A 23,677-nucleotide genomic window follows, 5' to 3' on the forward strand; every position below is an offset into this window, starting at 1 on the left:
CGTCTTAGCAATAAGACAATCTATGGGGTCTTGTTGGTTCTCCCGCAACGCTAACTTGTTAACTCGGTCAGGTCCGGAAGGAAGCAGCCATGGCAGGTGTCGTGTGTGCCGGGATGTCGCTGGCAAGGCCCCACCCAATTTTTAGCCTTTCATAATATCTAATCTTTCATAATTATTATCTTCTAAGATTGTTATTTCCCCTTATATTTTTACTCTCCATACGTGTTTTTTGAGCGCTGTTTTCTTTGGGTTTAAGAGTCAATATTATTGAATAGAAAATAGTATGCTTAATGTATCAATTTATTATTGGAAAATTTACGGTCGTATTTATAAATGAAAGGAATATTTGAGTAAAGCAGTGCAGTCATGCCGTAATAAGTCAACGGCATGATGGTGTGTAATCATTCTACTGATAAGAAAACGTGAATAAAACGATATCTAAATTAAGAACTAATAACCCTACTACTATAAAAAATAAAAATAGCAAAAATAAAACTAAGGCAATTAAATAGAATTAGATTATCTTACAAATTTCCAAACAGACGCTGGAATTTTATCATATAGCTTATTCATTGTGAGTTCTGCTAAACGGTGGTCTGCTGCTGAATAAAACAGCTCCAGTTCATCATCAGAGAGTTCATATTTGTTTTTTTCAATCACACGTTCTAATGTTTCGATTGAAGTACATTTTCTTAAACGCATTAGATAGTCTGTCTTAGTCATGTTGTCTTTTCTCTATTATTAAAATAAAACTATAGATAATTAAAATTACTTAATATAACTTTTTGGGTTTTTGGCAATGAGAGCTAAAAGTGACTGGTTTAACTCTTTCCAATTATTGATATCTGAGTAAGAAATTGATGTATTACCAAATAAACGATAAGTCTCTTCAAGGTACTCTTCTATAAGCGTATTAATTATATGTTTATCTGGGTGTTTAATCTTAAATTTCCAACTAAAGTCCATAATGTGTTCAATTAGAACATTAAGGTCAACGCTTTTTGTGCTACTCAGATCGTTGTGCCAAATTGTGCTTCCTTTATCTAATGAGCCTAAAGCTTGCTGTAATAGCTCTTCGCACAAAAACGACAATTCGGCTAAATCTACTTTTTCTGGTGAATATTCGTCCATAACATATCGTAATTGAATTAATAGAAAATATTCATTAATAATGATAAATACTTAAAGTTGAACTTATTAACGGGATACATCACATAATTCATTAATGGATTAATAAAAAACATAAACTTGAAAATGAGTGTTTATATTTACTCGTATGCTAAAAGAGTTTAATAATTATATTTATTATTTCTAACAAAGTAATAGCATATCGAAAGACAACACTAAACACTCAATTGCACACGAATGAGTTTAAAACTTATACAATAAGTATTTCTTTGCTTAATATAGCACTATTATTGCATAAGTCACTATCTGAACAACAGAATTTTGTCTATTTTCGTAAAAATCAAGAAACCCCGATTAAAGAGTATTTCTCTTAACTTGGTGATTTTATTTGTTTTTATTATATTTTAAATGTTTAAGCGTGTAAATGAGGCATAATTATCGTTGTTATTTATAAATAACAGAACTGCTTAATTTTGACAAAAAGTCATATATAAGAAAAAAAATAAAATGAATTTATTGATTAAAGAGATATTTTCTAAAAATAATATAATGAGATAAGTTTTCATTTAAAACAGTGTATCAATAGATATTGCATCAATAGATAAAGAAAAAGGTCGCTTTCGCGACCTTTTTGGCATTACTACTCAAATTCATTCAAATTAGTGTGAATGATTTGGATGCTCTAAATCTTCATTTTTCTTCGCAAATCGTCTACGGATCACGACGAAGAAAATAGGAACAAAGTAGATAGCAAGAGAGGTTGCGGCAATCATACCACCGAATACACCTGTACCTACTGAGTTCTGAGCACCAGAACCTGCACCGTTACTTAATACTAGAGGAATAACCCCTAACATAAAGGCAAGTGAAGTCATTAGAATTGGACGTAGACGCATTCTAACAGAGTCTAACGTTGCTTCTATGAGTCCTTTACCTTCTTTCTCCATCAAGTCTTTGGCGAATTCAACAATCAAGATTGCGTTTTTCGCCGATAACCCAATGGTTGTTAAGAGCCCAACCTTAAAGTAAACGTCGTTTTCAAGGCCTCTTATTGATGTTAATGCAAGAGCACCAATAACACCCAGTGGAACGACTAACATAACGGAGAATGGTACTGACCAGCTCTCATAAAGAGCTGCAAGACAAAGGAATACAACTATCAAGGAAATGGTATACAGCGCAGGCGCTTGGTTACCAGATAAACGTTCTTGATATGACATTCCTGTCCATTCATAACCGATACCGCTTGGTAGTTTACTTGCGAGATCTTCCATCATAAGCATTGCATCACCACTACTTTGGCCTGGTGTTGCACTACCTTGAATTTGAACTGCTGGTAAACCGTTATAACGCTCTAAACGAGGAGAGCCGTATAACCAAGGATCTTTACTTGTATCAATGAACGATGAGAATGGAACCATCTGACCGACATTGTTACGAACATAAAGATTACCGATATCTTGTGGCAGCATACGGTATTGTGATTCAGCTTGAACGTAAACTTTCTTAACACGACCACGGTCGATAAAGTCGTTTACATAGCTACCACCAAACATCGTACCTAATGTTGAATAGATATCACTGATTGCAACACCTTGAGCTTGTGCTTTTTCTAGGTCGATATACAGACGATACTGTGAAGTATCTTCCTGACCATTAGGACGCACACCCGTTAACATTTGAGGCTGTTGCGCTGCCATTCCTAGTAATTGATTTCGAGCTTCCATGAGTTTTTCGTGACCGAGGTTAGCTTTATCCACTAACTCGAATTCGAAACCACCCGCAGAGCCTAACTCAACAATCGCTGGAATGTTAAATGAGTAAACAAAGGCTTCCTTAATTTGGGATAATGCCTTATTGGCACGTCCTACAATTGCGGGAACTTTGTCTTCATCTGCTTTTCGTTCATCCCAATCATTCAATACAACGAAGACCAGACCCATATTTTGGCCTTGACCACCGAAGCCGAAGCCACTTACGGTAAAGACCGATTTAACGAGTTCTTTCTCATCAGTATTGAAGTAGTCGTTTACTCTTTCTAGTACGTCTTGTGTTTGTTCTTGTGTTGAACCCGCAGGCAACTGAACCATTGTCAGTAATACACCTTGGTCTTCTTCAGGTAAGAACGATGCTGGTAAGCGAATAAACATTAACGCCATACCTGCGACTAATAAAACGTAAATTAGCAAGTAACGACCTGTACCACGAAGAGTACGGGATACACTGTCAGTATAGTGGTGGCTACTCTTTTCAAAGGTACGGTTAAACCAACCAAAGAAACCTGTTTGCACACCGTGACTGCCTTTCGGTACAGGTTTTAACATCGTTGCACAAAGTGCTGGTGTTAAAATCAACGCAACGAAAACAGACAGAACCATTGCTGATACGATGGTGATAGAGAACTGGCGATAGATTGCACCTGTTGAACCACCAAAGAATGCCATTGGAATAAATACCGCAGAAAGTACTAGGGCGATACCGACCAGCGCACTTTGGATTTGTCCCATGGATTTACGTGTTGCTTCTTTAGGCGATAAGCCTTCTTCTTGCATAACACGTTCGACGTTTTCTACCACAACGATGGCATCATCCACCAGAAGCCCGATGGCAAGTACCATCGCGAACATCGTTAAGGTATTTATCGAATAACCAAACGCCGAAAGTATGGCGAAGGTTCCTAACAATACAACGGGTACTGCAATTGTTGGGATTAACGTAGCACGGAAGTTCTGTAAGAACAGATACATTACTACGAATACCAGCATAATTGCTTCAATCAGCGTTTTTACCACTTCGAAAATAGAGATCTTAACGAATGGCGTTGTATCGTAAGGATAAACAACTTCTAATCCCGCAGGGAAGAATGGCTCCATTTCAGCCAATGCTGCACGTACCGCGGTTGCTGTATCTAATGCGTTAGCACCTGTTGCTAATTTAATACCAATACCAGAAGCGGGTAGGCCATTAAAGCGAGCAATAGTGCTGTAGCTTTCAGCACCCATTTCAACTATACCAAGATCTTTTAGCTTAACCTGTGAACCGTCGGTGTTAACCTTCATCAGGATATCGCCAAATTGCTCTGCGGTATTGAGTCGAGTTTGAGCAATAATAGATACGTTTAAACGCTGGCCAGGAACGGGAGGTGTACCCCCTAATTGACCTGCGGCCACTTGGTTATTCTGTGCTCTAATCGCACCGATAACATCAAGTGTGGTCATGTTGTATTTCACCAGTTTATCTGGGTCTAACCAAATACGCATCGCGTATTGAGTACCAAATAACTGGGTTTCACCCACGCCGGTTACACGGCTTAATGGGTCTTTAATCGTTGCACCCACATAGTCTGCGATATCATCTTGTGACATTGAGCCGTCATTTGAGATGAAACCCGCAACCATCAAGAATGAACTTGAGGATTTATCAACACTAATCCCTTGTTGTTGCACTTCCTGAGGTAATAACGGCATGGCAAGTTGCAGTTTATTCTGCACCTGTACTTGCGCGATATCAGGATCAGTACCTGCTTCAAAGGTCAGAGTGATATTCATCATACCAGCTGAGTCACTGGTCGCAGACATATACACCATGTTATCGATACCATTCATATTCTGTTCGATAACTTGGGTAACAGTATTCTGCACAGTGGTGGCGTCAGCACCAGGATAAACCGCAGAGATAGAAATCGCTGGCGGTGCAATCGTTGGATACTGGGCAACAGGCAGTTTGATGAGTGCCAGAAGACCTGCGAGCATGGTAATTATCGCAATTACCCACGCAAATATCGGTCTATCTATAAAAAACTTAGGCATGGATCACCGACTCCTTATTGAGGATTCTTAGCTGGCTCAGTTTGTTCAGGTGATGGCTTCGCATCTAAATTCTCTTCTTGAGCCGTTACTGTCATTTTTGGTTTTGCTTTTTGCAATCCAGAAACGATAACGCGCTCACCAGCCTGAACACCACTATTAACGAGCCATTTATTACCAACAGCTTGTGACACTTCAATGGTACGAACTTCAACAACATTGTCTTTATTCACAACCATTGTTGTCGCTTCACCACGCGCTGTACGAATAACGGCTTGTTGTGGGATCAAAACTGCATTTTGACGAATACCATTCTCTAACTTAGTACGAACAAACATACCTGGTAGTAATTCCCCATTCGGGTTAGGTACGATAGCGCGCATTGTAATTGAGCCTGTTGTTTCATCAACAGTCACATCAGAAAATTCTAAATGCCCTTTCTGTGCGTAAGCTTGCCCATTCGTCAGTGTTAAATGAACAACGGGTTTACCTTGTTCTTGACGAATAATGCCGCTTTCAATTTCATTTTTTAATTTCAGATAATCTTCGCTCGATTGTGTCACATCGACATAAATCGGATCGATTTGCTGAATTGTTGTCAGTGCAACTTGTTGACCTTGGGCGACTAAAGCGCCTTCAGTTACGGTTGATTTGCCTGAACGACCTGAAATTGGTGATGTTACTTTGGTGTATTCAAGATTGATTTTTGCGCTTGTCACTGCTGCTTCAGCTGCTTTAACTGCGGCAGCCGCTTGTGCATATTGTGATGTTGCGGCATCAAAATCTTGTTTACTGACGTAATTTGTACCTAGTAGCGGTTTATAACGCTCTACAGTGAGGCGAGCAATTTCAGCATTTGCTTTCGCTTTTGATAATTCAGCTTGCGCACTATTTAACGTTGCTTCAAAAAGAGCTGGGTCGATTTGATACAGTGATGTACCTGCTTCTACATAGCTACCTTCTGTATAGTTACGCTTTAAAATAATGCCGCTAACTTGAGGGCGAACCTCAGCAATACGGAAGGCTGATGTACGACCTGGTAAATCAGTAGTGATTGTCAGAGCTTGCGCTCCTAACGTCACAACACCTACAGCGGGTGCAGGAGGTGGACCTCCAGCAGACTGTTTAGCTTTGTCGTCACATCCAGCAAGAACCAAGCTGCCTGATAGCACTAACAGAGCCAGAGGCAAAACCCCTCTGTTTTTTCGCATAAGAAAACCTCTATTCAAACGTTGTTTCCCGGGATAAAAATAATTAAGTTGATGATTGATTGCGATGTATAGTACAAACATACATGAATGTATGTAAATTAACTTCAGTCAAAATCGAGGATTAATGGCACGAAAAACTAAACGGCAGGCACAAGAAACAAAACAGCAGATTATTGATGCTGCACTTAGGCTGTTTACTGTGCAAGGCGTTTCTGCCACATCACTTTCAGATATTGCAGCCGCGGCAGGTGTTACCCGTGGCGCAATATATTGGCACTTTAAAAATAAAGTGGATTTATTTACTGAAGCGTGCGAACTCACCGACTTAAAAATAGAATCTTTAGAAATAGAGTATCAATCAAAATACCCAGATGATCCACTATTTGTATTAAGAGAATTGCTTATTTACATATTGACATCAATTGTCGAAGATCCCAAACATAATGCACTTTTAGAAATATATTTCCATAAATGCGAATTTGTCGGTGAAATGACACCAATTGTTGAAATTCGCAGAGAATTGTGTGCAGCGGATCACTCTAGAATAGAACAGTCTTTATCTCGTTGTATTGAAAAAAAACAGCTTCCTACGGACCTTAATTTAAGAAGAGCCGCCATTATGTTAAGAGCCATGATGACAGGTCTTGCCGAAAATTGGTTATTTTCACCAGAAAGTTTTTCTATCAAAGATGAAAGTCAATATTTGGTTGATAGCTTTATTGATATGATAAAGCACAGTGCAAATATGAGAATATCTGCGACCTCTTAATTTATTTTTAAACAAAAGGAAGACATTCATGAGTAAGGTGTTAGTTATTGCTAATGGTGCAGCTTATGGCAATGAATCATTATTTAACGCACTGCGTTTATCGATTACATTAAAAGAACAGCATCCAGAAACTCAATTAAATATTTTTTTAATGTCTGATGCTGTGACTGGGGCTTTAGCTCGTCAACAACCTAAAGAAGGCTACAACGTACAGCAAATGCTGGAAATTTTAACAGCGCAAAATGTGCCTGTTAAGTTATGTAAAACCTGTACAGACACCCGTGGTATCAGTGATTTACCACTTGTTGATGGTGCAGAATTAGGAACTTTAGTTGATTTAGCGCAGTGGACACTAGATGCCGATAAAATCCTGACTTTCTGATCACTATTTCGTTTTCTCAGGCGAGAAACATCCCAAGCAACTTGTTCTGTTTACACTGCCAATTTAAAGCAATTGGATTATACTAAGAGACAGTTTTTCAATATTAGTTGAACAAGTTGCTTAACCATGTGTACAAAAACTCTTTTTTCTCAATTTAATAGTCAAATAAAGACGGTTATTACAGCTTCGATTATTGTCTTTATTCTTTGGAGCCTTTCCATTACCGCTGTTTTAGCCGCGGTACCGAGTAATTTACCGACTCAAGAAAGCATTCAAAACCAGCTTAATTTATTAAATAAGCGCAGTGAGTTAAGTGCAGAAGATAAATTAACTATTGCTGATCTCGAGCAATCGCTTTTATTACTTGATGATATTCAACAATTAGAAAAAAAATCGACAAGCTACAATAAAACAGTCGATCAATTACCAGAAAAATTGCGTAGTACTCAATATCAACTCGATCAATTAAAACAAAAAGTCGCTAATAAAGAAGCTGACGATTATAAAAAATCATTAGAGGCTTTACCGCTTGCAACATTAGAATCTCAACTTGAAACGGTATTACAGTCATTACAAAAATCTCAAGATGATTTAGCCAACTACAGTAATGAGCTTATTGTATTACAAACACAACCTGAAAGGGCGCAATCTGTTTTATTTAGCAATTCAGAAAGACTGCAACAAATAAGAACCTTGTTGAATAAAAGCAGTGCTGATAAAGCACAAATGCGTACTTCGGCAGTGCAACTGTTGCAATTAGAACAATATTATCTTCAACAACAAAATAATTTTCAAAAGCGAACTCTCCAATCAAATGTGCAACTGCAAAGCTTATTGCAACTACAGCGAGATTATAGTTCTGCTTATATCGACCTTTCACAAGAGCATGCTCAATTACTTCAGGATGCTATCAATGATAAACGCTTAGATAGCTCAGAGGAAACTGCCAAAGAAGCTCAAAGTACAGGGCTTGAGAATCAGATCATTAATAATGATCTATTTTATTTGGCACAAACAGAAATCAATAAACAGCTTAGCGATAAGTTGATTGTTACCACGCAAAATAATAATGATTTAAATCGCCATAGCTTACTAGTCAAGAATCGCTTAGATAGAGCTATTCAATCTGAACGTAATTTAAAAGAACAAATTGATGTGCTTAAAGGCAGTTTATTGCTGTCACGTATTCTTTTTGAAGAACAAGTTGATTTACCCGATGGTATATTTATTAATAACCTGCCTGATAAAATTGCCGATCTGCGATTAGAACAATTTGAAATAAACAAGCAACGTGATCAAATTATTCAACCTAATATTTATATTGATCAGTTGATGAAAGAGTATCAATCAACACATCCTGAAACTGCTGATGCTAATGCGCAAAAAGAGTTACGCAATGCTTTGGAACTATTAGTTGATGCTCGTAGAGAACTGCTCGATAAACTGAATAACCAATTAGGTAATCAAATTTCGGGTTCGATTAATCTCCAAATGGATCAGCAACAATTACGCAGCGTGGTAAGTTCACTCGAAAACACATTGGCTCAGCAAATTTTCTGGGTAAGCAGTAATAAGCCGATTAACCTTAATTGGTTTGCAGTATTTCCGACTCAAGCGGTTGCCGAATTTCAAGGTTTTAAACTTAACTGGTCAAATGAAAATCTGTTGATCGGGGCTAAGAAATCACTTCCTGTACTTATTGCACTTATTTCGTTCAGTTTGTTGATTATTTGGCAACGTAAAAAGCTAGATATGCAATTTGAAAAACTGAATGCGGATATTAATAAGCTTAATAAAGACTCACAACTGCATACGCCATTAGCATTAGGGATTGTATTTATAAAAACATTACCCCTTTCTTGTATTGTATTAGCAATAGGGTATTGGCTAATTAATAGCTTTAATGTTCAGCAAGAATTTATTTGGTCTTTTGCATGGCAATTTGCGGTATTTTGGCTGATGTTTGAATGGTCTTATCGCTTAATGTCTGACAATGGTGTTGCAGTAAAACATTTTAAAATTCCTCTCGAACGCGTTCAGCAAAATCGTAAACGTTTATTACGATTATCACTGCCAATGTTGCCAATTATTCTGCTTTCAGCTTATGGCATTAATAATCCATTGCTGTTGGTGGGGGATGTTATTGGGCAATTGGTTGCGATTATTTCATTATTTGGTATTAGTTTATGTGCGTTGCCATTTTGCCGTGAAATGTGGCAAGAAAAGGGCAATCATGTTGTTAGAACGGTCGTCATTACCTTATTAACGTTTTCCCCCCTTATTTTAATGGGATTGGTTATTTTTGGTTATTACTACACCGCATTGCGTTTAGCAAATCGTTGGATTGATAGCTTATATCTACTCATGCTGTGGTTTATTGCTTATCACGCCAGTTTGCGCGGCTTAACTGTTGCGGCTCGACGCCTTGCCTATCGTCGTGCACTTGAGCGTCGACAAGCAATGCTTAAAGAGAAAAAAGAAGGCGAAGATAACACTCTTGAACCTATTCAAGAACCACCAATGGATATGGATCAAATCAATCAACAATCATTAAGACTGACAACGATGATCTTATTTATCATCTTTGCGTCTAGTTTCTATGGTATTTGGTCTGATTTTATTACGGTCTTTACCTATTTAGATGGAATAACGCTCTGGAGTTACACTTTGCCGACAGAGCTTGGTAATGTCGTTAAAGCGGTTACTGTTGCCGACCTATTATTGTCTGTTTCTATTATGGCAATTTCTTGGTTTATGACCCGAAATTTACCAGGTTTATTAGAGGTATTAATTTTATCTCGTATAAAATTGCAACAAGGTGCTTCTTACGCGATCACAACCATTTTGACCTACATTATTATTGCTATCGGAACCATCGTATCACTGGGAATATTAGGTGTAGCATGGGAAAAGCTGCAATGGTTAGCCGCAGCTTTAACGGTTGGTTTAGGGTTCGGTTTACAAGAAATATTTGCAAACTTTGTGTCTGGCTTAATTATTTTGTTCGAAAGACCCGTCAGAATTGGTGATACGGTTACCATTGGTACTTATTCCGGTACGGTTAGCCGAATTCGTATTAGAGCAACGACAGTGACTGACTTTGATCGCAAAGAAGTGATTATTCCAAATAAAGCGTTTGTAACTGAACGGCTTATTAACTGGACATTATCTGATACGGTGACACGTATTATTATTCAAGTGGGTGTTGCTTATGGATCTGACCTCGATAAGGTCAAAGAGATCTTAATGAAGGCCGCTAAAGAGAATGCCAGAGTGATGACTGAACCAGAACCTGTGGTGCTATTTACTGAATTTGGGGCAAGCACCCTGAATCATGATTTGCGTTTTTATGTCAGAACATTAGGTGACAGAAATATTGCGATAGATGAAGTTAACCGCGCTATTGATAAGCTGTGTAATGAAAATAATATCAATATTGCGTTTAACCAACTTGATGTCTATTTGCATAATAAACAAGGTGATGAAGTGCAAGAGATAAAACGTCCTCTTGATGGCTCAACACCCGAAGCCAATACGCCTTTTGCTTAATTAAAGGGATGAATGAGTAGATTGTGCCGCTAATTTTTTTTCATAATCTTGGCGCACAATCTCGAGGGCTTCTAGTGCTGTTTTAGGATCAATATGGTGGCTTTCAAGTAAATAGATAAGATCGACTGCCAATTGAACAGACTCTGGTGCGTCTTTTAAACTCATTATCATTCCCTTTAAAATTTATCTTCTTGTTTCTCAATGCTCTTTTCGATAGAGAACAGGGCATTTTTGCAGCGCGCAAGGCGATTTTCAAGAGCGGCAATCTCTTTTTGTAACTCTTGTTGCTTCATAAAGCTCTGAGCTTGCGTTAATGAAAGCTCTCTATCTTGGATCATGGCTTGTAATCGGCGCTCATAATCCTGATGTTGGGCAAGCTTTTGGTATAAATCGACACTTTTTTTTCGTTGAGTAAGCTGGTTCTCTTGCTTTCTTAGTGTTTGTGTCGATAATTCACGAGTTAATGCTTCAATTTGTTGTAGGATTTGTGTGGCCAGAAATTTAACTTGCTGGCTTCGTTGTGCCTCAACACAAGCGATTAACTGAGTAAAATTATCGCGGATCTGTTGCATGTAGCCACCAAGGGAATCACTTCGGCGGTGGAATAGTGTCGTGTCGAAGCAAGGTGCTGCAATTTTTTTGTTTGCAATAGGCGCCACTGTTTCGGCTAGATTGTCTATCTGTTTTTTAAATAAGCTTAAAGGATCAGGTTTATTCATCTGGTTCTTGCCCCTGTTTTGATAAAAACATGAATTGACTTAAAGCAACAAAAAAGAGTTGTTAATTGGCTTTCTGTTGCATTTTAACGGCATATTGCATAGATTCTATCGTTTCGTTTTTTATTATGGCACTGATTATGACTGCTAACGCGCAACAACTGCAATTTATTAAAGACAGTATTGAAACCATTCCTGATTATCCAAAAGAAGGGATATTATTCCGTGATATCACTACATTATTGGATAATCCTGCTGCATATCAGGCAACCATTGATTTATTGGTAGAACACTATCAAGGTCAGGGTATCACTAAAGTTGTGGGTACCGAAGCGCGTGGCTTCCTATTTGGTGCTCCAGTCGCTTTACGCCTAGGTGTTGGTTTTGTTCCTGTTCGTAAAAAAGGTAAATTGCCTCGCGAAACGCTCAGTGAAACTTATGATCTGGAATACGGCACAGATACTTTAGAGATCCACAAAGATAGCATTACGGATCAAGACAAAGTATTAATGGTTGATGATTTACTAGCAACAGGTGGCACCATTGAAGCAACTGCTCGTCTGATCCGCCGTTTAGGTGGTACTGTGACAGAAGCTGCATTCATTATCTGCTTACCTGATTTAGGCGGTATCGAACGCTTAGAAAAACAAGGTGTTCATAGCTTTACACTGGTTGATTTTCCAGGACATTAATATCTTCACTGTTTAGAGAAGAACTAATTAAGTTCTTATCGTAAACACAAGTAAGAGTGCGGGTGTTTATATATCATTTATAATTTTTCTATTTTTATAAATGTATATTGCCCGCACAATTGTTACCTCTTATCTTTACCTTAAATTTCTGCTGGTTCTTTCTCCAATATCTCATTTGTTTCTTACAGATCTCGCTCAATAGGTCGTCCCTGTGTTAGCATAGAGATAAATCTTGTTCAAATTTAGCGGAATCAATGAGCTATCAGGTACTTGCCCGTAAGTGGCGCCCACAAACTTTTAACGATGTTGTTGGTCAACGTCATGTGTTGACTGCTTTAGCTAATGGTCTTGATCATCAGCGACTTCATCACGCCTATCTTTTTTCTGGCACACGAGGTGTCGGAAAAACCACTATTGCCCGATTATTTGCTAAAGGGCTCAATTGTGAAACAGGTATTACGAGTAAACCTTGTGGTCAATGTGCAAATTGCCTTGAAATAGAACAAGGGCGTTTTGTCGATTTAATTGAAATCGATGCTGCATCTCGTACTAAGGTAGAAGATACCCGTGAACTGCTGGACAATGTGCAGTACGCGCCAGCGCGAGGACGCTTTAAGGTCTACTTGATTGATGAAGTTCACATGCTTTCTCGTCACAGTTTTAATGCGCTACTAAAAACATTAGAAGAACCGCCAGAGCACGTTAAATTCTTATTAGCGACGACTGATCCACAAAAATTACCTGTCACGATTTTATCACGTTGCTTGCAATTTCATCTGCGAGCATTAGATATTGACCAAATTGCGACACAACTCGAAAAAGTGCTATCAGCAGAGCATATTGAAAATGATGTAAGAGCGCGTCAACTTATTGCACGCGCTGCCGATGGCAGTATGCGAGATGCATTAAGCTTAACAGATCAAGCTATCGCAAGTGGTGAAGGTGTTGTCAGTGCGGAAGTGGTTAGCCAAATGCTTGGCACGATTGATGACGCTCAACCATTAGCATTGATTGAAGCGTTAGTAAAAGCGGATGGTCAACAGGTCATGTCGCTGGTTAATGAAGTCGCTTCAAGAGGTACTGACTGGGAAAATTTCTTGGTTGAAACACTCTCATTACTGCATCAAATTGCGATGTTGCAGTTATTGCCTAGTGAAGAAAATCCTCAAGAACAATTTACTCAAGAACGCCTACGTTTATTGGCAAAATCTGTTTCTCCACAAGATTTACAACTCTATTATCAAACCTTATTAGTAGGGCGAAAAGAACTGGCTTATGCGCCAGATAGACGCATGGGGGTTGAAATGACTCTGTTACGTGCGCTTGCTTTTCATCCTAAAACAGTGATTGATGAAATACCTTCTGCGCCATTAGCACAAACTTTACCTTCAGCATCATTGCCTACAAATAGAATGTCTGAACATTATGCTCCGCAAACTGTGCAGACTCATTCGCCTCAAGTGGATCACCCATCTTCTTCACCAATAGAAAATAGTGCTTCATTAGGCAATAGCCCCGCAGCACAACTTCTAAGGGCAAGGCAGGCAATAAAGGGGACGGAACAACAAACCCCGCCAAAAAAGTCTGAACCGGCGACGCCTAATCGGGCCAAGCCGGCTGCTAGTGCATTAGAGCGGCTAGCAGCCGTGAGTGAAAAACGCCAGCAAGCAACGAAGCGTCAGACTAATGCGCCTGAAAAAAAGAAAAAAGAAGAGTATCAGTGGCGTCCGCAAAACCCTGAGTTAATGTCAACGCAAGAGGTTGTTTCTTCACCAAAAGAGATCAAAGAAGTTCTCGAATATGAAAAAACACCTGAATTAGCAGCAAAAATTGCTAAAGAGTCGCAAGAAAGAGATGCTTGGGCGGCTGAAATTGACAAAATGCCACTCCCTAAATTGGTGCAACAACTGGCATTAAATGCGTATAAAGAGACAGTAAACGAAGAAAACGTTATTTTGCATTTACGAACTAAACAGAAACATTTAAATTCTGCAAATGCGTTACGCACGCTTACTAATGCGTTAAGTGAATTGCATGGAAAAGCAATTTCACTCACAATTATAGAAGATGATGATCCAACGGTAAAAACACCGTTGGAGTGGCGACAAGCCATTTATGATGAAAAATTGGCGTTATCGCGTCAATCGATTATTACGGATAAAACGATTCAAACATTACAGCAATATTTTGATGCTGAATTGGATGAAGAGAGTATCCGACCTGTTTAATCGCAACATGTTGTATGACTTCATACTGTGTGGCTTTTACAAAGAGAGACAATTATGTTCGGAAAAGGTGGTTTGGGTAATCTGATGAAGCAAGCCCAACAAATGCAAGAAAAAATGCAACAAATGCAAGAAGAGATCGCAAACTTAGAAGTGACAGGTGAATCTGGCGCTGGCTTAGTTAAGATCACTATCAATGGTGCTCATAATTGCCGTCGTGTTGAAATCGATCCTAGCCTGCTAGAAGATGACAAAGAGATGCTGGAAGATCTGATTGCTGCTGCCTTTAATGATGCTGCGCGTCGTATTGATGAAACACAAAAAGAAAGAATGGCCTCTGTTTCTAACGGTATGCAATTGCCACCAGGCTTTAAGATGCCATTCTAATGCAAACCAGCCCACTTCTTGAATCATTAATGGAAGCGTTGCGTTGTTTACCCGGTGTCGGGCCTAAGTCAGCGCAACGAATGGCTTTCCAACTACTTCAACGCGATAGAAGCGGTGGTATGCGACTTGCACAAGCACTCACGCGTGCAATGTCTGAAATCGGTCATTGCTGTGATTGCCGAACTTTTACTGAAGAAGAGCGTTGCACCATCTGTGCGAATGTTCGTCGTCAGCAAAATGGGCAAATTTGTGTTGTCGAAAGTCCTGCGGATATTCATGCTATCGAGCAGACAGGGCAGTTTGCAGGGCGATACTTTGTCTTAATGGGGCATTTATCCCCTTTAGATGGTATCGGTCCTATGGACATTGGTTTAGATAGACTTGAAGAGCGCTTAAGCCAAGAGACGATTTCTGAAGTGATCTTGGCAACCAATCCGACTGTTGAAGGTGAAGCTACAGCCAATTATATTGCTGAAATCTGTGCTCAGTATGATATTACGGCAAGCCGGATAGCTCACGGCGTTCCAGTGGGCGGCGAACTTGAAATGGTTGACGGTACAACGCTTTCACACTCTATTGCTGGACGCCAAAAGATCCACTATTAACATCATAAATATTTTATTTAAAAAGCACCTTTTACTTAATGTAATGAGGTGCTTTTTTTCATCTAAAATCGCGTAAATGTTCTTAAATTTAATTTAAAACACTCTATTTAAAACCTCAAAACCTGTTTTTTTTCAGAAATATCTTTATCTTCCTTTTATCGCTTTTTTCTTTCTGATGAATTTTGCGTCTTTATGTTACATTAATCATTATCATGAAAAATAATAACTGAATGATGGAGCATCCCATGATCCCTGACGTAGCCTTGGTTGATAACAGTGAACAACGTACCCCTCTGATCTTAGTGCTAGATAGCTCTGGCAGTATGTATGGTCAACCTATTCAACAATTAAATGAAGGGCTTAAATTACTCGAACAAGAACTCAAAAATGATGTGATTGCGGCTAAACGTGTACGTATTTTAGTGATTGAATACGGCGGATATGACCAATGTACGGTTCATGGTGATTGGAAAGATGCTATGGATTTCACAGCCCCTGTTTTAGAAGCTAATGGCACAACCCCAATGGGACAAGCCATTACTTTAGCGCTTGAAGAAATTGAAGCAGAAAAACAGCGCTTTAAACAAGCGGGTGTTGCTTATACACGTCCTTGGCTATTTTTAATGTCTGATGGTGTTCCGACAGACCAATGGGAACAGGCTGCACAGCTTTGTCGCCAAGCAGAAGAAAGCCAAAAAACAGCGGTGTTTCCGATTATGGTTGATGGCGCATCAGCAGAAGTCATGGGGAGTTTTAGTCGTAATGGCGTTAACGGCGTGAAAATGCTTAAAGGGTTGCAATTTAAAGAACTGTTCTTGTGGCTAAGCGCCAGTATGCAGGTTGTTTCACAATCTACACCAGGCGGTACGGCACAATTACCTTCAACTGATTCTTGGGCGAGTGTACCTGTTTGATGAATGATTGGTTAGCTTATGGGGCATCTGTGACAGGCATTGCCCATCAAGAACGTCAAATTCCCTGTCAGGATGCTTATTTTATTCGTCGTAAAGGTGAATATCTTATCGCTGCTGTTTGTGATGGTGCTGGTTCTTCTCGTTATAGTGAACAAGGTGCTCAGCTCGTTGCTCGGTTATTTACGCTACGTATTACAGAGTGGCCAAACATTGATTTGTTAACCGAAAAACAGATAACACAAGGGGCTAAACAACTTATTGAAGATATTCGCCTCCAACTTGCTGAATATGCAGAAATAAAGCAGTGTGCGCTTAATGAATATGCATCAACACTGGTTGCATGTTGGGTCGGTGATGATAGTGGCTATTTATTCCATTTGGGTGACGGTATTGCTGTGGTGGAATACTGTGATGGTACAAGTTATGTATCACAACCTGAAAATGGAGAATATGCGAATCAAACTTGGTTTGTAACTTCAGAAAATTGGGAAGCGCATTTACGCGTTATTCCCCTAAATAAACCAGTAAAACAAGTTATTTTGATGTCTGATGGTGTACAGCCTTTTGCCATGAATAAAGCGGGTGATGCCCTTTATGAACCGTTTATCACCCCTGTGATCCGTTATTTAAAAACTGTATCAGAAGATAGTGGAAGTGAGGCATTAGCAGGGACTTTAGCTGATCCTCGAACACACTCAATCACAGGCGATGATAAAACCTTAGTTATTTGCATCAGGGATGAAGAGTTGTGGTAAAAGCGAGAAAGAAAGGGATAGTTCAACCAGTATCTAGGCAATTACAAGATGAAAACGGTAAGATTTATCAAATAGGTGATTTGATAAAAAGCGGTGGTGCGGGTAGCGTTAGCCATATTAATAATGCACCTTTCCAAGTCTCAAAAGTTTATCATGACAAAATTGATAAAGCCTATTATCTGAAAAAGATCACGGCAATGCAGAAGTTAGAACCTGCATTAAAGCCCGTTTCTGTTAACGATACGCCCATTATCCAACTCGCATGGCCTCAAGCACGTTTATACAATAGCCAAAAGCAATTTGTTGGCTTTGTGATGCCTGAACTTGATGTGAAAAATACGATTGAGTTGGAATACATTCTTCAAGAACGCCAAGCCAAAGCGCATGGCTTACCCACGGGAATGGGGGCGAAAGTGAGTCTCGCATATAACCTTTGCTCATTGATTGATGCTTTACATCAGCAAGGGCACCGTATTATTGATATGAAACCGCTGAATTTGCGGTTTTATAAATCAAGTCTGTATATGTCTCTTCTCGATTGTGATGGATTTAGTATCCAAGGTGAGAATACGCGTTTTCCTGCTGGGCAATTTACTGTTGAATATCTTGCCCCTGAATTTCAAGCAAAACAAACCGTTCCAGAATCTCAAGAAGAGTGGCAAGACCGATTTGCCTTAGCCGTTATTATTTTTCAGTTGCTTAATTTTGGTATCCACCCTTTTAGTGGCCGACCTAAAAATGACACTGTACCTACGGATATACCAAGACGTATTGCGGGGCATTTTTATGGTTATGGCATAAAGGCGCATAATTTGATCACCCCAAATGTCGCCAGTGGACATAAACAATTACCTGATAAGCTAAGAACGCTCTTTGATAAAGCATTTTCAGGCACACCTTCGCAAAGACCAAGTGCAAAAACATGGACGACAGCACTTTATGAATATGCACAACCCGAAAAGCAACAGTTAGTCATTTGTCAAAAAGATAAAAACCACCAGCATTTTGCAGGTAAAACTTGCGCTGCTTGTGCAAGAGAGGCGAAGTTACAGCAAGTTGCAATTACTCAGAAACAAAACCAAACGCAACGTGAGCCAGTTCGTCAAAAAAGAGTACAAAATGCGAATATCCGACAAGCGCCAACTCAAACTACGCCAGCGAAACCTATTCAACCGCCAGCGATATTTATTGCGGTTAAAAATGCAATAAACCAAGTACCCAAAGTCATATTACATACCGCTATTGCCATGATAGTCCCTGTATTTTTGGGTTTATTACTGATGAATTTTATTCCACAAGGAGCCAGCGGTGGTTTAGGTTCTAGCTGGATCGCAGATTTAATCAAAGCGGATTATATTGAGCAAATACTAATAACGATGTTGAGTGTGATGTTTTTAATGGTTTTAGCCATTATCTTGTTAGTTCTTTTTGTTTTCCCTTCAATGCATATTTTGAAAAGAAAGCCATAATTTAGGGAAAATAACATGAAAAAAAGAATAAAGCTGATCCTGATTATTATTGGCGTTATAACGTTACTGTTCCCTTTCTGGTTGCCAGCCTTCTTAGTTTCAACCTTTAGCTTGATTGATAGTTTTAATAGTAAAATTCTCCCCTCATCTGTTCGCTTTGATGAACGTAATTTCTTACTGGGATTATGGTTAGGCTCTCTTATTATGACGATTGTTATGTTATTGCAATCGTGGCGAGCTAAAAACATTTACTATTTATGTGGTGGTGGATTAGTCCTTTTAATGGCGCTGGGGGTGTCATTCTCGGTGATACCCAAAAGTGAATTAGAAGATCGTCGTCGCTTTGTTTTACAAAATATAGAACAATCTGAATGGCAAAATTATCATTATTTTGTTGTTAATAGTGAAAATGAGATCCGTAACATTATTCGGTCTAATCAACCGAAAGCGCTGGCATCTATTAGTGCTATTGAGAAAGCGCGAATTGCTTTACCAGGATTGGATTATTTTAGTGATGATGTGATTGTGGCGACAAAAGCGAAAGAAGCTTATTTAGTTCATACCAAGGGAACATCAGAACGTGCGGAAGCTGTAAAAACACTTAATTTTTATGGCGACTGGCTATTAAATCAACCTGAGATTATGGTCGCTCAGGCATTAGCTTCCCTTTCAAATAGTAATGATGCTCAATTAACGCAATCAGGTATTAATGTTATTGCTGTTGCGCCATTATCACCTGAGGCATGGCAAGTTTTATCACTTACTTATATCGCCCATCGTTCTTTGGATGCACAAATTGAAAAAGCGATGTTAGCTTTAATGGTGGCAGATACGCTCAAACAGGCTAAGCAAGGTCATAATGATATTTCAGCGCAACAATTGTTGAAAAAAGCAATTTCAGAGCTTACTGAAAATCAGCGTCAGGTTTATCAGATATTACAAGCGCGTGTTATTGAAGATCGTTTTTATCGACAAAACAGTATACCACCAGAAGAAGTCACTAAGCTTGCTAATCAGCGATTACCAGTGAGTAATGCAATCAATAATGATTTAACCACTTATCTTGAAATGCAATCAATGATGGGAAAAGAGTATCCCGGAGAAGTGATCGTTGAATCACCTAATGAAGTGAAAAACTTAACTGAAATCCGTTATCCAACAATCAGAAAATATATCCCTCGTGCAGATGTTATTTTATCCGTTGATGTCGATCCTCAAGGGCGTATTTCAGGGCTTTGGGTGCAAAACAGTAGTGGTGTTGATGCTTTCGATGATCAAGCAGTGAAAGCGGCTCGTCATTGGCGTTTTATGCCAAACAAAGACGGATATCGCCAACGTGTGACAGTTCGTTTTGAAAGTACCCGTCTTGGTTGGAAAGAGTATGCGGTTAAGCAACAATCAACATTGATAAAACTGGTTAAAGCTTATGCGAGACAAGATGCAAAAGGGATAACACTGACTGAAAATGCTTATACAGAACTGAAAAAGCAAGCGCCAGAATTAGATGATGGAAGAGAAGCAACTCGCTCCAGCTATGATCCTTATTCATCTTATTACCCTAGATTATCTCAACAACAGCAAGAAAAACGTGCTGCGTTACAAGCCATCTTAAAAGAGTTGCAGACATTGCCTAATGGTAAAAATAACCATGAAAGTTGGGATAACAGTATTCGCTTTTTAAATGAAAAACTCGCTCTTCATCAGGATAATGCCGATATCGTGAGAACAGTGGCACGTTTTGAATTGCAATATTACAACGTAGGAACCAACAATTTAACCAGTTCTCCTAAAATTTATCCTCAAGAGAAAAAATATTGGCAAACTTTATTACTCAATGCGCGTACTCATTTTGAACAGGCCATCGCATTAGAACCCGATCGTGAAGATGTCTGGTTAGGATGGGGCATAACATGGCTCGATGAAGATCCTGAAATTGCAGCAGGGGCATTTGCTAAAGCGTCACAGCAAAAATCAAAAGAAAGTGTTGGTTCGCTGATGCAAATGTTAGAAATGAGAATGGTGATACATACACTTGAGGGCGCTCGCTTAGAACGCTATCAAACCTTACGAGCGCGAATGGATATGCGTTATTTACCTGAAGGTATTGAAGTTAAACCTTCAGATGATTATCTCAGTGATGACTTAACTCAGATTCAATTAGCTCAACGTGTAATACCAGCATCAGATCCTAATAGTAAAGTGATACGTAAGCCACTAAACAACAAGGTTGTTGAGCAATCAAATCGGACATTTAGTATTGATTTCTCATCAGCGAATATCAAAGGCAGTGATCAGGCATTACCGAAAGTGAATGCACTTGATACAGCACCTAAAACAGGGGATATGATCTTACAACTTGATGTTGACCCTCAAGGTGTTCCTACTGTGGTGCTATTGAAATCTGGCAGTGGTGATATGAGCATAGATAATGCCGTTATTGATGCTGCATATCAATGGCGTTTTAATGGTTCATCTGCTCGAAAAGGTAACGTGCTTTTGATATCCGTTCAATTTAGCCAATAATTACTACTTAATTAAATAATGTTATAAAAAACCTCCTTTTTTGTTAGTGAAAAGGAGGTTTTTTTCTATTTAATGATTTTCTAACTTATTGAAAGAAATAAAATTGTTATCTAGATCACAAAAAAATAGCCATTTCAAAAAGACAGAACCACTCAACTCAAAAAACAGACCGCTTAATTCGTTATACAACCGCTAAGCGATTTTGTCGCACTGTTTATATCTCATTCTTCTTATTATGTAGTAGCGGGCAGTTGTCTCTCATATTCGCTCAAATCATTCTCAGCTGTCCCGCATTACTCTTTGGCTGTTCGGTCTTGCCTGAAAAAAAGGTGTCTCATGAACAAAAATGCATTTTTAAAGCACGTACCTTGGGTGATCCTAGGGATTATCGGTGCTTTTTGTCTTTCAGTGGTTGCGCTTCGCCGTGGTGAACACGTCAGTGCACTATGGATAGTTGTTGCTTCTGTTGCCGTTTATTTAGTTGCTTATCGTTATTACAGTCTTTATATCGCTCAAAAAGTGATGAAGCTTGATCCAACTAGAGCAACACCTTCTGTTGTTAATAATGACGGTTTGAACTACGTTCCAACTAACCGTTATGTTTTATTTGGTCACCACTTTGCGGCTATCGCGGGTGCTGGTCCTTTAGTAGGGCCTGTTCTTGCTGCTCAAATGGGGTATTTACCGGGTACGCTTTGGTTATTAGCTGGGGTTGTGCTTGCTGGTGCAGTACAAGACTTTATGGTGTTGTTTATTTCAACACGCCGTAATGGTAACTCACTTGGTGAGATGATAAAGAAAGAGATGGGTCCTATTCCGGGTACTATCGCTTTATTCGGCTGTTTCCTTATCATGATCATCATTCTTGCAGTGCTTGCGCTTATCGTTGTTAAAGCATTAGCAGAAAGCCCATGGGGTGTGTTCACTGTTTGTTCAACAGTACCAATTGCCCTGTTTATGGGTATTTACATGCGCTATATCCGTCCGGGTCGTGTCGGTGAAGTCTCTGTTATCGGTATTGTATTACTGATTGCTGCGATTTGGTTTGGTGGCGTTATTGCTCATGATCCATACTGGGGACCTGCACTCACCTTTAAAGATACAACAATCACCTTTGGTCTTATTGGTTATGCTTTTGTTTCTGCATTACTGCCAGTTTGGTTGATCCTTGCTCCTCGTGATTACTTAGCGACGTTCCTGAAAATTGGGGTTATCGTTGGTTTAGCCGTTGGTATTGTTATCCTAAATCCTGAACTGAAAATGCCAGCGGTTACTCAATATGTCGATGGTACAGGACCATTGTGGAAAGGGGCTTTATTCCCATTCTTATTTATCACTATCGCTTGTGGTGCCGTTTCTGGTTTCCACGCACTGATTGCTTCAGGTACAACACCTAAGCTTATTGCCAATGAAATGGATGCGCGTTTTATCGGTTATGGTGCAATGTTAATGGAATCATTCGTTGCGATCATGGCGTTAGTCGCTGCATCTATTATTGAACCTGGTCTGTATTTTGCAATGAATACACCACCAGCAGGTTTAGGTATTACTATGCCGAACCTTCATGAATTAGGTGGTGAAAATACAGCAGTTATTATGGAGCAGTTAAGAGAAGTTACTGTGCATACTGCTGCAACGGTGAGTTCATGGGGCTTTGTTATTTCGCCAGAAGAAATTCTACAAACGGCGAAAGATATTGGTGAGCCTTCTGTATTAAACCGTGCTGGTGGTGCGCCTACCTTAGCTGTTGGTATCGCGATGGTATTCCATAAAATCATTCCTGCTGCGGATATGGGCTTCTGGTATCACTTTGGGATCTTGTTCGAAGCGCTCTTTATTTTAACGGCGTTAGATGCGGGTACACGTTCTGGTCGCTTTATGTTCCAAGACTTGTTAGGTAACTTTATCCCTTACCTGAAGAAAACAAACTCGTTCATTCCGGGTGTGATTGGTACTGCGGGTTGCGTAGGATTATGGGGATATCTGTTATACCAAGGTGTTGTTGACCCATTAGGTGGTGTTAAGAGCTTGTGGCCACTGTTTGGTATTTCAAACCAAATGTTAGCGGCAGTTGCTCTGGTATTAGGTACTGTTATCTTAGTTAAGATGAAACGTACTAAATATATCTGGGTGACAGTTGTTCCAGCAGTATGGTTATTAATTTGTACAACATGGGCATTAGGTCTGAAACTTCTCAGCGATGATCCACAAATGGAAGGTTTCTTCTACTTAGCAAATGAATACAAAGCGAAGATCTTAGCAGGTGGTGCTGACTTAACTGCGGCTGAAATTACCAATATGAATCATATTGTAATTAACAACTATACCAATGCTGGCTTAAGTATTCTGTTCTTAGTGGTTGTTTACAGCATCATTTTCTACGGTTTCCGTACCGCAATGAAAGCACGTAAAAACCCAGAAGATACATCACAAGAAACACCGTATGTTCCTATGCCAAAAGATGTAAAAGTGTCCTCAGGTCACTAATTTAGGTAGATAGGTTAAACCCCCGTGCTGGCTTGCCAGTACGGGGCTTAGGAGAAACT

The 23,677-nt window shown here is 39.3% G+C and carries 18 protein-coding genes and 1 other RNA gene; 13 read left to right on the forward strand and 6 right to left on the reverse strand.

Annotated elements, in window-relative coordinates:
- Positions 1-31 precede the first annotated feature (31 nt).
- An RNA gene (ffs, locus tag ACNART_RS04935) (signal recognition particle sRNA small type) lies at positions 32-128 on the forward strand.
- A gap of 391 nt (positions 129-519) precedes the next feature.
- Here the strand turns inward: ffs and ACNART_RS04940 are convergent.
- The 4 genes from ACNART_RS04940 to ACNART_RS04955 form a co-directional block, all read right to left on the reverse strand.
- Positions 520-723: an HHA domain-containing protein gene (locus tag ACNART_RS04940; protein ID WP_006535062.1), complete on the reverse strand. Its 204-nt coding sequence runs from the start codon at positions 721-723 to the stop codon at positions 520-522.
- Positions 724-768: 45 nt separating this feature from the next.
- On the reverse strand, positions 769-1,131 hold the full coding sequence (tomB, locus tag ACNART_RS04945; RefSeq protein WP_416303453.1) for an Hha toxicity modulator TomB: 363 nt from the start codon (positions 1,129-1,131) through the stop codon (positions 769-771).
- Positions 1,132-1,787: 656 nt separating this feature from the next.
- Positions 1,788-4,937, reverse strand: a complete 3,150-nt coding sequence (locus ACNART_RS04950) for an efflux RND transporter permease subunit (protein WP_198619366.1) — start codon at positions 4,935-4,937, stop codon at positions 1,788-1,790.
- 14 nt (positions 4,938-4,951) lie between these two features.
- Positions 4,952-6,145 (reverse strand): efflux RND transporter periplasmic adaptor subunit, encoded by a 1,194-nt coding sequence (locus ACNART_RS04955; RefSeq protein ID WP_109371677.1) that lies wholly within the window; start codon positions 6,143-6,145, stop codon positions 4,952-4,954.
- 124 nt (positions 6,146-6,269) lie between these two features.
- Here ACNART_RS04955 and acrR point away from each other — a divergent pair, with 124 nt between their 5' ends.
- The 3 genes from acrR (at position 6,270) to mscK (ending at position 10,845) form a co-directional block, all read left to right on the forward strand.
- On the forward strand, positions 6,270-6,914 hold the full coding sequence (gene acrR / locus ACNART_RS04960; RefSeq protein ID WP_109371675.1) for a multidrug efflux transporter transcriptional repressor AcrR: 645 nt from the start codon (positions 6,270-6,272) through the stop codon (positions 6,912-6,914).
- A 28-nt stretch (positions 6,915-6,942) separates the two neighbouring features.
- Positions 6,943-7,296 (forward strand): DsrE/DsrF/TusD sulfur relay family protein, encoded by a 354-nt coding sequence (locus ACNART_RS04965; protein WP_416303454.1) that lies wholly within the window; start codon positions 6,943-6,945, stop codon positions 7,294-7,296.
- Between the two features lie 126 nt (positions 7,297-7,422).
- Positions 7,423-10,845 carry a mechanosensitive channel MscK gene (mscK, locus tag ACNART_RS04970; RefSeq protein WP_416303455.1) on the forward strand — a complete coding sequence of 1,141 codons (3,423 nt, stop codon included), beginning with the start codon at positions 7,423-7,425 and terminating at the stop codon, positions 10,843-10,845.
- Here the strand turns inward: mscK and rsmS are convergent, their stop codons facing one another.
- Together rsmS and priC are read right to left on the reverse strand one after the other, a co-directional pair.
- Positions 10,846-11,010: a pleiotropic regulatory protein RsmS gene (rsmS, locus tag ACNART_RS04975; protein ID WP_198619369.1), complete on the reverse strand. Its 165-nt coding sequence runs from the start codon at positions 11,008-11,010 to the stop codon at positions 10,846-10,848.
- Positions 11,011-11,021: 11 nt separating this feature from the next.
- Positions 11,022-11,564 (reverse strand): primosomal replication protein PriC, encoded by a 543-nt coding sequence (gene priC / locus ACNART_RS04980; protein ID WP_109371671.1) that lies wholly within the window; start codon positions 11,562-11,564, stop codon positions 11,022-11,024.
- 137 nt (positions 11,565-11,701) lie between these two features.
- Here priC and apt point away from each other — a divergent pair, with 137 nt between their 5' ends.
- The 9 genes from apt (at position 11,702) to ACNART_RS05025 (ending at position 23,618) form a co-directional block, all read left to right on the forward strand.
- A complete protein-coding gene (apt, locus tag ACNART_RS04985) occupies positions 11,702-12,253 on the forward strand; it encodes an adenine phosphoribosyltransferase (protein ID WP_036911661.1) in 552 nt (183 codons plus the stop codon).
- A gap of 254 nt (positions 12,254-12,507) precedes the next feature.
- Entirely contained in the window at positions 12,508-14,481 is a 1,974-nt protein-coding gene (gene dnaX / locus ACNART_RS04990; RefSeq protein ID WP_416303456.1) for a DNA polymerase III subunit gamma/tau, read from the forward strand.
- Positions 14,482-14,535: 54 nt separating this feature from the next.
- Entirely contained in the window at positions 14,536-14,865 is a 330-nt protein-coding gene (locus ACNART_RS04995) for a YbaB/EbfC family nucleoid-associated protein (protein ID WP_023580840.1), read from the forward strand.
- On the forward strand, positions 14,865-15,470 hold the full coding sequence (recR, locus tag ACNART_RS05000) for a recombination mediator RecR (protein ID WP_088493661.1): 606 nt from the start codon (positions 14,865-14,867) through the stop codon (positions 15,468-15,470). Before ACNART_RS04995 ends, recR begins: the two co-directional genes overlap by 1 nt.
- Positions 15,471-15,715: 245 nt before the next feature.
- Positions 15,716-16,384: a vWA domain-containing protein gene (locus ACNART_RS05005; RefSeq protein WP_227336451.1), complete on the forward strand. Its 669-nt coding sequence runs from the start codon at positions 15,716-15,718 to the stop codon at positions 16,382-16,384.
- The gene (locus ACNART_RS05010) at positions 16,384-17,139 is read left to right on the forward strand and encodes a PP2C family serine/threonine-protein phosphatase (RefSeq protein WP_109371663.1); all 756 of its coding nucleotides are present in this window, start codon (positions 16,384-16,386) and stop codon (positions 17,137-17,139) included. The genes ACNART_RS05005 and ACNART_RS05010 overlap by 1 nt, the downstream gene beginning before the upstream one ends.
- Positions 17,133-18,608 carry a DNA-binding protein gene (locus ACNART_RS05015; protein WP_416303457.1) on the forward strand — a complete coding sequence of 492 codons (1,476 nt, stop codon included), beginning with the start codon at positions 17,133-17,135 and terminating at the stop codon, positions 18,606-18,608. The genes ACNART_RS05010 and ACNART_RS05015 overlap by 7 nt, the downstream gene beginning before the upstream one ends.
- Positions 18,609-18,623: 15 nt before the next feature.
- Entirely contained in the window at positions 18,624-21,131 is a 2,508-nt protein-coding gene (locus tag ACNART_RS05020; RefSeq protein WP_416303458.1) for a TonB family protein, read from the forward strand.
- Between the two features lie 336 nt (positions 21,132-21,467).
- Entirely contained in the window at positions 21,468-23,618 is a 2,151-nt protein-coding gene (locus tag ACNART_RS05025) for a carbon starvation CstA family protein (RefSeq protein WP_109371657.1), read from the forward strand.
- Positions 23,619-23,677 lie beyond the last annotated feature (59 nt).

Origin of the sequence: Proteus sp. LHD240705, from assembly GCF_047921555.1 — a bacterium.
Taxonomy (GTDB): Bacteria; Pseudomonadota; Gammaproteobacteria; order Enterobacterales; family Enterobacteriaceae; genus Proteus.

Bases quoted from the DNA above. Each gene is read 5' to 3' on its own strand.
- ACNART_RS04940 (WP_006535062.1), bottom strand. From the start codon at position 723: ATGACTAAGACAGACTATCTAATGCGTTTAAGAAAATGTACTTCAATC.
- tomB (WP_416303453.1), bottom strand. From the start codon at position 1,131: ATGGACGAATATTCACCAGAAAAAGTAGATTTAGCCGAATTGTCGTTT.
- ACNART_RS04950 (WP_198619366.1), bottom strand. From the start codon at position 4,937: ATGCCTAAGTTTTTTATAGATAGACCGATATTTGCGTGGGTAATTGCG.
- ACNART_RS04955 (WP_109371677.1), bottom strand. From the start codon at position 6,145: ATGCGAAAAAACAGAGGGGTTTTGCCTCTGGCTCTGTTAGTGCTATCA.
- acrR (WP_109371675.1), top strand. From the start codon at position 6,270: ATGGCACGAAAAACTAAACGGCAGGCACAAGAAACAAAACAGCAGATT.
- ACNART_RS04965 (WP_416303454.1), top strand. From the start codon at position 6,943: ATGAGTAAGGTGTTAGTTATTGCTAATGGTGCAGCTTATGGCAATGAA.
- mscK (WP_416303455.1), top strand. From the start codon at position 7,423: ATGTGTACAAAAACTCTTTTTTCTCAATTTAATAGTCAAATAAAGACG.
- rsmS (WP_198619369.1), bottom strand. From the start codon at position 11,010: ATGAGTTTAAAAGACGCACCAGAGTCTGTTCAATTGGCAGTCGATCTT.
- priC (WP_109371671.1), bottom strand. From the start codon at position 11,564: ATGAATAAACCTGATCCTTTAAGCTTATTTAAAAAACAGATAGACAAT.
- apt (WP_036911661.1), top strand. From the start codon at position 11,702: ATGACTGCTAACGCGCAACAACTGCAATTTATTAAAGACAGTATTGAA.
- dnaX (WP_416303456.1), top strand. From the start codon at position 12,508: ATGAGCTATCAGGTACTTGCCCGTAAGTGGCGCCCACAAACTTTTAAC.
- ACNART_RS04995 (WP_023580840.1), top strand. From the start codon at position 14,536: ATGTTCGGAAAAGGTGGTTTGGGTAATCTGATGAAGCAAGCCCAACAA.
- recR (WP_088493661.1), top strand. From the start codon at position 14,865: ATGCAAACCAGCCCACTTCTTGAATCATTAATGGAAGCGTTGCGTTGT.
- ACNART_RS05005 (WP_227336451.1), top strand. From the start codon at position 15,716: ATGATCCCTGACGTAGCCTTGGTTGATAACAGTGAACAACGTACCCCT.
- ACNART_RS05010 (WP_109371663.1), top strand. From the start codon at position 16,384: ATGAATGATTGGTTAGCTTATGGGGCATCTGTGACAGGCATTGCCCAT.
- ACNART_RS05020 (WP_416303458.1), top strand. From the start codon at position 18,624: ATGAAAAAAAGAATAAAGCTGATCCTGATTATTATTGGCGTTATAACG.
- ACNART_RS05025 (WP_109371657.1), top strand. From the start codon at position 21,468: ATGAACAAAAATGCATTTTTAAAGCACGTACCTTGGGTGATCCTAGGG.